The sequence below is a fragment of the Microbacterium xerophyticum genome (assembly GCF_053543555.1).
In genome coordinates this window covers 488,175-499,549 of the sequence record NZ_JBLVOB010000006.1, presented here as the reverse complement: position 1 = coordinate 499,549, position 11,375 = coordinate 488,175, and the positions used below count along the sequence as shown (strand labels likewise).

8 protein-coding genes are annotated in these 11,375 nt (G+C 67.6%); 7 read left to right on the top strand and 1 reads right to left on the bottom strand.

The genetic code is table 11. The annotated features are described in order from the left end of the window. Positions 1-40 precede the first annotated feature (40 nt). A complete protein-coding gene (gene pepN, locus ACNPNP_RS09055) occupies positions 41-2,608 on the bottom strand; it encodes an aminopeptidase N (RefSeq protein ID WP_448965700.1) in 2,568 nt (855 codons plus the stop codon). A 124-nt stretch (positions 2,609-2,732) separates the two neighbouring features. On the opposite strand from pepN, the gene ACNPNP_RS09050 reads away from it, so the two are divergent. The 7 genes from ACNPNP_RS09050 to ACNPNP_RS09020 all read left to right on the top strand — a co-directional run bounded on the left by ACNPNP_RS09050 (position 2,733) and on the right by ACNPNP_RS09020 (position 11,340). Beyond that, the gene (locus tag ACNPNP_RS09050) at positions 2,733-3,917 is read left to right on the top strand and encodes a ferrochelatase (RefSeq protein WP_448965699.1); all 1,185 of its coding nucleotides are present in this window, start codon (positions 2,733-2,735) and stop codon (positions 3,915-3,917) included. Positions 3,918-3,954: 37 nt separating this feature from the next. Then, a complete protein-coding gene (locus ACNPNP_RS09045; RefSeq protein ID WP_448965698.1) occupies positions 3,955-4,458 on the top strand; it encodes a ribose-5-phosphate isomerase in 504 nt (167 codons plus the stop codon). Positions 4,459-4,460: 2 nt separating this feature from the next. Beyond that, the gene (locus ACNPNP_RS09040) at positions 4,461-5,477 is read left to right on the top strand and encodes an Fpg/Nei family DNA glycosylase (protein ID WP_448965697.1); all 1,017 of its coding nucleotides are present in this window, start codon (positions 4,461-4,463) and stop codon (positions 5,475-5,477) included. Between the two features lie 43 nt (positions 5,478-5,520). After that, positions 5,521-7,029 carry an alanine/glycine:cation symporter family protein gene (locus ACNPNP_RS09035; protein ID WP_448965696.1) on the top strand — a complete coding sequence of 503 codons (1,509 nt, stop codon included), beginning with the start codon at positions 5,521-5,523 and terminating at the stop codon, positions 7,027-7,029. 9 nt (positions 7,030-7,038) lie between these two features. Continuing rightward, the gene (locus tag ACNPNP_RS09030; protein ID WP_448965695.1) at positions 7,039-7,683 is read left to right on the top strand and encodes an FMN-binding negative transcriptional regulator; all 645 of its coding nucleotides are present in this window, start codon (positions 7,039-7,041) and stop codon (positions 7,681-7,683) included. Then, a complete protein-coding gene (locus ACNPNP_RS09025) occupies positions 7,680-9,158 on the top strand; it encodes an amidohydrolase (protein WP_448965694.1) in 1,479 nt (492 codons plus the stop codon). The genes ACNPNP_RS09030 and ACNPNP_RS09025 overlap by 4 nt, the downstream gene beginning before the upstream one ends. A 67-nt stretch (positions 9,159-9,225) precedes the next feature. Further along, on the top strand, positions 9,226-11,340 hold the full coding sequence (locus tag ACNPNP_RS09020) for an acyltransferase family protein (RefSeq protein ID WP_448965693.1): 2,115 nt from the start codon (positions 9,226-9,228) through the stop codon (positions 11,338-11,340). Positions 11,341-11,375 lie beyond the last annotated feature (35 nt).

Sequence of the window (11,375 nt, the reverse complement as noted above, 5' to 3'; positions counted from 1 at the left end):
GGAAGACAGCGTCGCAGACCCCGATCGATGAAAGGCGGTGTCAGCTGTCGCTGTCGTCGTCCTCGGCGTCGCGTGACTGCGCGGCGAGTGCGCGCTCGACGTCTGCGAGACCTTCGCTCACGAGGCGTCGCAGTGCGGGCGCGGCCTCGCCGTTGGCGGAGAGCCAGGCGCGGGTCGCGTCGCGCAGCTCGGCGTTCGCCAGTGCGGTCGGGTACAGGCCGACGATGAGGTAGCTGGCGATCTGATAGGTGCGCGATTCCCACACCGGCAGCAGCATGTCGAAGTACTCCGGCACGAACTCGCCGAGCACTTCGGTGCTGTTCGGATGCCCGAAGCCCAGCGCCGCGGAGCGCACGATCGTGTTCGGCAGCGTGTCATCGTCGATGAGCGAACTCCACGCCGTGCGCTTGTCCGCCGCGGTCGGCAGGGCGGCGCGCGCCTGAGCGGCGAACTCCGCTCCCTTGGACGTGTTGTCCGCGGCGAGAGCGGCGTCGATCGATGCGGCATCCGTCGCGCCGATCGATGCGAGGCCGACGAGCAGCTGCCACGAGAGGTCGGTGTCGATCTCGAGACCGGGGAGAGTGTCCTCACCCGAGCGCAGGCGCCCGACGATGCCGGCGTGCTCGGCGTTCACGAGCGAGCTCGCGAAGGCGGTGACGAACTGCAGCTGGCTGTCGCTGCCGGCCTCGGCGCCGTGGGCGAGCTCCCACAGGCCATCGGCGATCCGCAGCCGCGCGGCGTCGCGGTCGGTGGGTGCCACGTAGAGCGTTGCGGCGGTGCGCAGCTGCGCGAGCGTGGTGCGAACCGTGGTGGATTCGGACTCCTTGCCGATGTTGCGCAGTACGAGCTCGATGTAATCGGATGCCGCGCTCTCGGCGTCGCGGGTCTGATCCCAGGCCGCGCCCCAGACGAGCGAGCGGGCGAGCGGGTCGGCGATCGCGCCGAGGTGATCGATCGCCGTGGCCAGCGAACGCTCGTCGAGGCGGATCTTCGCGTATGCGAGGTCGTTGTCGTTGAGCAGCACGAGGTCGGGTCGCTTGCGACCTTGCAGCTCCGGCACCTCAGTGCGGTCGCCGTCGACGTCGATCTCGGCGTAGTGCGTACGCGTGAGGGAGCCGTCGACCAGGTCGTAGAAGCCGATGCCCAGGCGGTGCGGGCGGATCGTGGGATAGTCGGCCGGCGCCGTCTGAGTCACCGCGAAGCGTGTGATGACGCCGTCGGAGTCCTCGGCGATGACGGGGGAGAGAGTGTTGACGCCTGCGGTCTCGAGCCACTTCTTCGACCAGGTGCTCAGATCGCGGCCGCTGGTGGCCTCGAGCTCGGTGAGCAGGTCGCTCACCTCGGTGTTGCCCCACGCGTGCTTCTGGAAGTACTGCCCGACACCGGCGAAGAACGCCTCGATGCCGACCCAGGCCGCCAGCTGCTTGAGCACCGATCCGCCCTTGGCGTAGGTGATCCCGTCGAAGTTCACCTGCACGTCTTCGAGGTCGTTGATCTCGGCGACGATCGGGTGCGTGGAAGGCAGCTGGTCCTGGCGGTAGGCCCAGGTCTTCTCCATGGCGTTGAACGTCGTCCACGCCTCGGTCCACTCGGTGGCCTCGGCGGTGGCGATGGTCGACGCCCACTCGGCGAACGACTCGTTCAGCCAGAGGTCGTTCCACCACTTCATGGTGACGAGGTCACCGAACCACATGTGCGCGAGCTCGTGCAGGATCGTGACGACACGACGCTCCTTGACGGCATCGGTCACCTTGCTGCGGAAGACATAGGTCTCGGTGAAGGTGACGGCGCCCGCGTTCTCCATGGCCCCGGCGTTGAACTCCGGCACGAACAGCTGGTCGTACTTCGCGAACGGGTACGGGACGCCGAACTTCTCCTCGTAGTAGGCGAAGCCCTCCCGCGTCTTGTCGAAGATGTAGTCGGCGTCGAGGTGCTGCCACAGGCTCTTGCGCCCGTACACACCGAGCGGGATGACATCGCCGGAGGCACTGGTCAGCTCGGAGAACGTGGACTCGTACGGACCGGCGACGATCGCGGTGATGTACGAGGAGATGCGCGGAGTGGGCTCGAACCCCCAGGTCGCGGTCTCGTTCTCGTCGTGGTTGATGGGCTCGGGCGTGGGGGAGTTGGAGACGACCTTCCACGACTCGGGTGCCGTGATCGTGAACTGGAACGTCGCCTTCAGATCGGGCTGCTCGAACACCGCGAACACGCGGCGGGAGTCGGGCACCTCGAACTGCGAGTAGAGGTACACCTCGCCGTCGACCGGATCGACGAAGCGGTGCAGTCCCTCACCGGTGTTGGTGTAAAGGCAGTCGGCGTCGACGACGAGGACGTTCTCCTCCTGCAGACCCGAGAGCGCGATCCGCGAGTCGGCGAAGACCTCTTCAGGGTCGAGCAGTTCGCCGTTGAGCGAGATCTCGCGGACGTCGCGAGCGATCAGATCGATGAAGGTGAAGCTTCCCGGCGTCGCGCGGAAGTGCACCACGCTGCGGGATCCGAATACCTCCGCGCCCTTCGTCAGGTCGAGCGAGATCCCGTACGACTGGGTGTCGATGAGAGCGCGACGCTCCTGAGCTTCGATTCGAGTGAGGTTCTCTCCAGGCACAGCTGATTCTCCCAGGGGTTCGGGGTCGGCACCGAGATCCGACGCGGCTGGCGCCGACGGCAACCATGACAGCCTACGCCAGGACCCGGCCGATGTCGGCGCGCGGTGGTGGAAAGATGGAAGTGTGACTGCACCCGCCTCGAACGTCGTCCCCTTCGCTTCCCCGGCCGCCGCTGGTGGCCCCGAGTTCGTCGAGACGCCGGTGGCGTACGACGCCCTGGTCCTGGCCAGCTTCGGTGGGCCGGAGGGGCAGGACGACGTGATCCCGTTCCTGCGCAACGTGACGCGAGGCCGTGGCATCCCCGACGAGCGTCTCGAAGAAGTGGCACATCACTATCGGCACTTCGGCGGCGTGAGTCCGATCAATGATCAGAACCGCGCGCTCAAGGCCGCGCTCGAGGCCGAGCTCGCCGGCCGCGGCATCGAGCTGCCCGTGTACTGGGGCAACCGGAACTGGGAGCCCTTCCTCGATGACGCGTTCACCGCTGCCGCCGACGACGGTCACTCGACGCTGCTGGTGCTCGCCACCAGCGCGTACAGCTCGTACTCCAGCGACCGGCAGTACCGCGAGGACATCGCTCTCGCTATCACGGACGCCGGCCTCGAAGACCGCGTCACTGCCGACAAGGTGCGCCTCTTCTTCGATCACCCAGGATTCGTGAAGCCCTTCCAGGAGGGGGTGGATGCTGCGGTCGCCGGGTTCCTGGAGCAGGGGATCGCGGCATCCGACATCCACGTGCTGTTCTCGACTCACTCGATCCCCACTGCCGATGCGGAGCGGTCGGGGCCGAGGGACGTGGACTGGGGGGAGGGCGGCGCGTACGTGGCGCAGCACCGGGCGGTCGCCGCGCACATCGTCGAGCAGCTCGGTGTCAGGGTCACCGGTGGGACGAGCGTGCCCTGGCAGCTCGTTTTCCAGTCGCGCTCCGGCCCCCCGACGCAGCCGTGGCTCGAGCCCGACATCAACGATGTGATCGCCGAGCTGCCCGCCGCAGGCGCGAAGGCGGTCGTCATCGTCCCGCTCGGATTCGTCAGCGACCACATGGAGGTCCTCTGGGATCTGGACACGGAGGCGATGGAGGCCGCCGGGGAAGCCGGTCTGCTCGCGGTGCGAACGCCGACGCCCGGCGTGCATCCCGCGTTCGTCGCCGGCCTGATCGATCTCGTGCTCGAGCGCATCGAGGGGACACCGGCATCCCAGCGCCCGCACCTGACCGATCTCGGCCCGTGGTACGACGTCGCGCGCCCCGCCGACTGCGAGAACGTGCGGCTCGGGTTCAAGCCCGCCGCGGCGGGTCTCGCACCCTGACGCGGGCCCGCGCCTCGACGCTTCTAGGATGGTGAGCATGCGCATCCACATCGCCACCGACCATGCGGGACTGGAGTTCTCGACCAAGCTGCAGGATCATCTGCGGACCGCGGGCCACGAGGTCATCGACCACGGCCCGCTCGAGTACGACGCGGTCGACGACTACCCGGCGTTCTGCATCCGTGCCGCGCAGGGCGTCGTCGCCGATCAGGTCGCGGGCGTCGAAGCCCTCGGCGTCGTGTTCGGCGGCTCGGGCAACGGCGAGCAGATCGCCGCGAACAAGGTGCAGGGCATCCGCGCGGCGCTGGTGTGGAACCTGTCCACAGCGGAATTGGCGCGCGAGCACAACGACGCGAACGTCATCTCGATCGGGGCACGTCAGCACACCTTCGAAGAGGTCACCTCGTTCATCGACCGCTTCATCTCCACGCCGTTCTCGAACGACGAACGCCACGTGCGCCGCATCGGGCAGATCGCGGACTTCGAACGCGACGGCTCGTTGCTTCCCGACCCGCGCGACCTGCCCGACCCTCAGGCCTGAACATGCCCGAGGGTCACTCCGTCCACCGGATCGCTCGGCAGTTCGAGCGCAACTTCATCGGCAAGCGACTGCAGGCGTCCAGTCCCCAAGGCCGGTTCGCGGAGGGCGCGGCCGTGCTCGACGGCCGGGAGGCCATGAGCGTCAAGGCCGTCGGCAAGCAGATGTTCCTCGAGGCGGAGGGTGACGTCTGGCTGCGTGTGCATCTCGGCCTCTACGGTGCATGGGACTTCGCGGGCGAGATCCTCATCGATCCGACCATCGCCTCGGCGAACGGACGCATGGGCCAGACCAATCAGCGGGGCACCGATCTGGATGCGCCGATCCTCGACAGTGCGCCGATCCTCGACAGCGCCGGGGAGAACTCGCTGGCCTCGATCGGCGCCCCCCGGCGCGCGCGGGTGCACGTGCGGATGTCGGAGCAGACCAAGGGCCTCGCGGATGAGGGCACCGAGTGGCCGCCTCCCATCGTCGGCCAGGTGCGGCTGCGACTGATGACCGACATCACGGCGGCAGACCTGCGCGGTCCCACGGCGTGCCAGCTGCAGACGCCGGAAGAGATGCTCGCGAGCGTCGCCAAGCTCGGACCGGACCCGCTCGTCGGCGATCCAATCGCCAACGAGGAGCGCTTCGTGCAGGCCGTTCGCAAGAAGCAGACCCCGATCGCCCTGCTGCTGATGGACCAGTCCGTCGTCAGCGGGATCGGAAACGTCTACCGTGCGGAGATGCTGTACCGCGCGAGGCTCGATCCGCACACGCCGGGGCGCGACGTGCCGGAGGAGATCGTGCGACAGCTGTGGCACGACTGGGTGCGTCTGCTGGCCATCGGCGTCGAGACCGGTCAGATGATGACCATGGACGACCTATCCCCGGCGGACTACCGAGCCGCGATGGCCAGTCGCGACGATCGGCACTGGGTGTATCACCGTGCGGGCCTGCCATGCAGGGTGTGCGGAACCGAGATCGCCCTCGAAGAACTCGGCGCGCGGAAGCTCTACTGGTGTCCGAGGTGCCAGGTCTGACTAGTGTGGTCCCATCGATTGCACCGACGCAGACAGGAGCATCATGGACCTCACGGGCGTGCAGAGCGCGTTGGAGACATTCAGCGGCTGGATCTGGGGACCATGGTTCCTCATACCTCTCCTGCTCGGCACCGGGCTGTATCTCACGATCCGCCTCGGCGGGCTGCAGTTCATCCGCCTGGGCTCCGCTCTGCGCCTCGGCCTGCTGACCCGTAAGGATCCGGGATCCGATGGCGACATCTCGCAGTTCCAGGCACTGACGACGGCACTCGCTGCCACGGTGGGGACGGGGAACATCGTCGGCGTCGCGACGGCGATCGGCATCGGCGGGCCCGGCGCGCTGTTCTGGATGTGGGTGACCGGACTGCTCGGCATGGCGTCGAAGTACTCCGAGGCCTTCCTCGGTGTGCGCTTTAGGACGACCGATTCGGCGGGTGAGAAGAACGGCGGACCGCAGCAGTACCTGGAGCGCGGGATCAAGGGGCCGATCGGCAAGATCCTGGGTCTCTCCTTCGCGATCTTCGCGGTGATCGCGTGCTTCGGGATCGGCAACATGACCCAGGGCAACTCGATCGCGACGAACCTCGAGTCGAGCTTCAACGTCCCCACCTGGGTCACCGGCCTCGCGCTGACGGCGTTCGCACTCGTCGTGCTCGTCGGCGGCATCAAGTCCATCGGGCGGGTCACGGCGGGTCTCGTGCCCATCATGATCGTCTTCTACGTGCTCGGGGCGATCTACATCCTGATCGCCAACGTGGGCGCGCTTCCCGCCGCGTTCGCGCAGATCTTCACCGAGGCGTTCACCGGCACCAGCGCCGTGGGCGGATTCGCGGGATCGGCGATCATCATCGCCGTGCAGTTCGGCGTGGCCCGCGGCATCTTCTCGAACGAATCCGGCATGGGTTCTGCGGCGATCGCCGCAGCGGCTGCGAAGACGAGCCACCCGGTCCGCCAGGGGCTCGTGTCGATGACGCAGACGTTCATCGACACGATCATCGTCGTGACCTGCACCGGTCTCGTCATCATCGCGACCGGAACGTGGAATCAGATCGATCCGGACACGGGCGAGCAGATCAGCCCTGCCCTGATGACGGGCGAAGCCTTCTCGCACGGGTTGCCGGGCGATTGGGGTCACATCATCGTCACGTTGGGGCTCGTGATGTTCGCGGGCTCGACGATCCTCGGCTGGTCCTACTACGGCGAGCGAAACGTCGAGCGGTTGTTCGGGCGTCGCGCGGTCGTACCCTTCCGCATCCTCTTCTCGCTGGTCGTCTTCGTCGGCTGCACCGTGCAGCTCGGTGTCGTCTGGGCGTTCTCCGACGCCATGAACGGCTTGATGGCCTTCCCGAACCTGATCGGCCTGCTGGTGCTCTCCGGGTTGGTCGCCCGCGAGACGAGGCAGTACCTGAAGCACGACCCCAAGCTGCGCGCGAGCCGCGAGGAGATCGACGCGTTCATGGCGGGCACTCCCGGATGGGAGGAGTGGAAGACGGAGGGCGCCGTCGCTGCCGCGTCACCAGGCCGGAAGGACGGAACCCTCCCGCAGCCCTAGGCTGGGCGTATGCGTCAGAACCCCAGTTTCACTCTTGCCGACGTCGCCGAGATGCGCCGTGTCATCGAGCAGAATCCGTGGGCCACGATCGTCAGCGACGGCGACGTAGGACAGGTCGCCTCGCACTACGTCATGATGCTCGATGAGGACCACGACGACCTCACGATCGTGGGGCACGTCGGCCGACCCGACGACCTGATCCACGGCATGGGAGAGCGTGAGCTGCTCGTGGTCTTCCAGGGTCCGCACGGGTACGTGTCGCCGGGCTGGTACGGCGCCGAGACGCAGGCGGTTCCCACTTGGAACTACATCGCGGTGCATCTGTCGGGGGTGCCGGAGATCCTCACCGACGACGAGAACCTGCGAGTGCTGGACCGGCTCGTCGAACGGTTCGAGGGCCGGATGCCCGACCCGCGGCTGATGTGGGAACGGCCGAACGACGAAGCCTTCGTGCGCCGGCTCGCGGCCGGCACGGTCGGATTCCGCCTGACTCCGACTCGGGTGGTGGCCAAGCGCAAGCTCAGTCAGAACAAGGATGCCGCGACGGTCGAACGCGTGATCGCCGAGCTGCAGGGCGACGGCGTGTACGCGAATCCCGCATTGGCCGACGAGATGCGCAGAGCGCAGGACGCTCGGCCCGGCCGAACGGCATGAGCGGCGTCGGTACCCGCGTCTCGGCGATCCTGAACGCGCGGGTCGCCGGGCCAGGGCGCGAGTTCCTCGCCGACGAGGAGCCCGTCGACATCCACATCGATCGCGCACGGATCGTCGACATCGCTCCGGCCGGCGCATTGCCGGTGAACGGCGAGGTCCTCGATGCGGAGGGCGCGTGGGTCGTTCCTGGGCTCTGGGACAACCACGTGCATACGGTTCAGTGGGCGCTGGCGTCCGAGCGCGAGCGACTCTCGGCCGCTGCATCAGCTGTCGATGCCGCGTCGAGGATGTCGGGCGTCGCTCCGCTGGCAGACGGGCGCCGAGTGGGAACGGGATTCCGTGACGCGTTCTGGGATGATGCTCCGTCACTGGACGTGCTCGATCGGGCGACCGGAGAGGTGCCGACGTATCTGATCAACGCCGACGTGCACAGCGTGTGGTTGAACTCGGCGGCGCTCCGACGCGAGGGGTTCTCCAGTCCCGATGGCATGCTGCGCGAAGAGGACGCGTTCGAGATCTCGAAGCGGGTGAATGCCGTCGAGCCGGATCACAGCGATCGTGCGGTGCGAGTGGCCGCGGAGGCGGCAGCCGCAAGGGGAGTGACAGGGATCGTCGACTTCGACATGGCGTGGAACGCCGATGCCTGGGTCCGCCGCGCGGGCGCGGGCCCCGCGATGCAGCGCGTGGAGTTCGCCGTGTACCCGGCAGATCTCGAACGAGCCATCGCGGCGGGATTCCGCACGGGTGAGACGTTGCCGGGTACCGATGGGTTCGTCCGCATCGGAGCGCTCAAGATCATCACGGACGGATCGCTCGGCACACGCACCGCTGCGTGCTCGCACGCGTACCCGGGCGACGCTGCCGACTTCGGCGTGCTCAACATCGCACCCGACGAGCTGGTCGGACTCCTGACGGATGCCGTGGGCTCCGGTCTCGGCGTCGCGATCCACGCGATCGGTGACCGCGCCGTGTCATCCGCACTCGATGCGGTGACCGTCACCGGTGCGTCCGGGACGATCGAGCATGCGCAGCTCGTGCGCCACGCGGATCTCGCCCGTCTCGCCCGGCTCGACCTCACCGCCAGCGTGCAACCGCAGCACGCGGTCGACGATCGTGATCTCGTCGAGGGGTATTGGGCTGCGCAGACGGCCGTGGGCTATCCCATGGCGTCCCTGCTGCGTGCGGGTGCGCAACTGAGACTGGGCTCTGACGCGCCGGTGGCGCCATTGGATCCGTGGCGGTCGATCGCGTCGGCCGTGCTCCGCACACAAGATGAACGTGAGCCGTGGCATCCGGAGGAGCGTCTCAGCATCGATGAAGCGCTCCTCGCGAGCGTCCGCTCGTCCGTCCGTCCGGGCGACCCCGCGGACCTGGTGGTGTGCGCCGCAGATCCTCGCACGGCGGACGGGGCGACGTTGGGCAGCATGCCGGTGCCGGCGACGCTGCTCGGCGGTCGCGTCACGCATCGGGACTGATCGGGGAGGCGCCGCCACCGCTCCGCGGTGCGCGTGATCTCGGCGTGCGCACGATACCGTTGTAGCCGTGAACTCCACAGCGCAGACTCCGCCTCTCACTCGGTCCCAGCGTCGACGAGAGCGCTCACCGGAGCATGCGGCATCCTCGCGGTTCATCCCGCACGTGCAGGGTCTCAGGGCGATCGCCGTCCTCTTCGTCGTGCTGTACCACTTCTGGCCTGCGCGTCTCAGCGGCGGCTATGTCGGCGTGGACATCTTCTTCGTGATCTCAGGCTTCCTGATCACCTCGCACCTGGCTCGAGAGCTCACCTCGACGGGAACCGTCAAGCTCGGACAGTTCTGGGCACGTCGTGCGCGCCGTCTGCTGCCGGCCTCTCTTCTCGTGCTGCTGTTCTGCGCTGTCGTCGCGGCGATCCCGTTCCTCACACCGACGTCCGCCCTCCCCGCGGAGGTCAAGGAGATCATCGCCTCCACGTTCTACGTGGAGAACTGGTACCTCGTCTTCAACTCCGCCGACTATCTGGCGCATTCCGGAGACCCGACGACGGTGCAGCACTACTGGTCGCTGTCGTTGGAGGAGCAGTTCTACGTGCTGTGGCCGCTCATCATGCTGCTCGCGGCATGGGTCGCAGTGAAGTGGTTCCGCGGGGACCGGCTGCGCGCCGCGGCGATCGCGATCGGAGTCGTCTCCGTCGCGTCGTTCGTGTTCTGCGTCGTGTACACGATCACCGACCCCGCTCCCGCCTACTTCATCACGATGGGGCGGATGTGGCAGTTCGGGGTGGGGGCGATCATCGCCCTCGTGCCGCTGCTGCGGGTGAGCAACGCGGCGTTGAGCTTCATCCTCGGATGGGCCGGGATCATCGCGCTCGTGTACACCGCGTTCCGATTCGACGGGCAGACCCCGTTCCCCGGCTACTCGGCGCTGCTGCCGACGCTGGGGGCTGCGGCCATCATCATGGCTTCGAACACCGATCGCTGGTGGTACCCGACCCGGCTGCTGTCGATTCCCCCCATGCGATTCACCGGCGACATCTCCTACAGCCTGTACCTCTGGCACTGGCCGCTGATCATCATCGCGCCCTCGGTGCCGTTCTGGGGACTCACGATCTACCACCGTGTCGCGCTGCTCGTGATCTGCTTCGTGCTCGCCTGGCTCACCAAGCGATTCGTGGAAGACCCCGCGCGTTCATGGAAGCCGCTCACGTCGCGGCCTCCGAAGGTCACGCTGTGGTCGGCGCTCGCGGCGATGGTGGCGGTGGGCGCGGTCGCTGTCGGCGGGTGGGCGGTCAACGCTCCGGCGTATCAGCAGGGCGTGCAGGCGATCGAGGATGTGCGCGAGAACCCCCCGGCGTGCTTCGGCGCGGCGTCCGTGCTCGATGAGTCCTGCGCGGGCACCGAGCTCGACACGATCCTCCCGGCTCCCGGCTTCGCGGGCGTGGACAGGCCGACCGATGAGCAGTGCTTCATCCAGTTGAACGACTCCCGACCCGTGTCGTGCGAGTTCGGCGTCGACGATCCTGATGCGCCACAGGTCGCCTTGGTGGGCGACAGCCACGCGTACCAGCTGCTCCCGACGTTCCAGAGCATCGCAGACCGCGAAGGCTGGCATCTCACGACGTTCTTCAAGGGCGCGTGCCCCTGGAACGCGACACCGCTGGCCACCGGCGGCTCGTTCGGCGCCGCATGCTCCGACTGGCGCGCCGGCGTCGACGCCCAGCTCGCGGATCGAGACTTCGACGCGGTCTTCACCTCCGCGATCTCGAACACGCCGTACTCCTCCGCCGGATTCGACTCCGCACACGACGCCGCCGTGGCCGGGTATCAGGAGGCGTGGTCGACCATGACGGAGCGCGGCATCCCCGTGGTCACGGTCGTCGACAACCCGGTGTTCGAGACCGACCCGAACAAGTGCCTGCGCACCCGGGATCAGGCCGAATGCCACGGACCGCGGTCGGATGTCCTGCTCGAGGACGACCCGCTCCGCGATGCGGCCGAGGGCGCCGAGAATGTCACACTGCTCGACTTCACCGATGTGTTCTGCGACGACGAGACCTGCAAGACGGTCATCGGCGGGGCGAACGTGTACCGGGATCAGGACCACCTGACGGTGACGTTCGTCGACACGCTGGCGCCGCAGTACACGAAGGCGCTCAAGGATGCGATGGCGGCGGCGGGCTGATCCCGCACGACCACCGAGCAACGCAGAAGGGCACC

What these genes read in the sequence shown, in the direction of transcription:
- ACNPNP_RS09035 (WP_448965696.1), top strand. Translation starts at nt 5,521, where the DNA reads ATGGACCTCACGGGCGTGCAGAGCGCGTTGGAGACATTCAGCGGCTGG.
- ACNPNP_RS09040 (WP_448965697.1), top strand. Translation starts at nt 4,461, where the DNA reads ATGCCCGAGGGTCACTCCGTCCACCGGATCGCTCGGCAGTTCGAGCGC.
- ACNPNP_RS09045 (WP_448965698.1), top strand. Translation starts at nt 3,955, where the DNA reads ATGCGCATCCACATCGCCACCGACCATGCGGGACTGGAGTTCTCGACC.
- ACNPNP_RS09025 (WP_448965694.1), top strand. Translation starts at nt 7,680, where the DNA reads ATGAGCGGCGTCGGTACCCGCGTCTCGGCGATCCTGAACGCGCGGGTC.
- ACNPNP_RS09030 (WP_448965695.1), top strand. Translation starts at nt 7,039, where the DNA reads ATGCGTCAGAACCCCAGTTTCACTCTTGCCGACGTCGCCGAGATGCGC.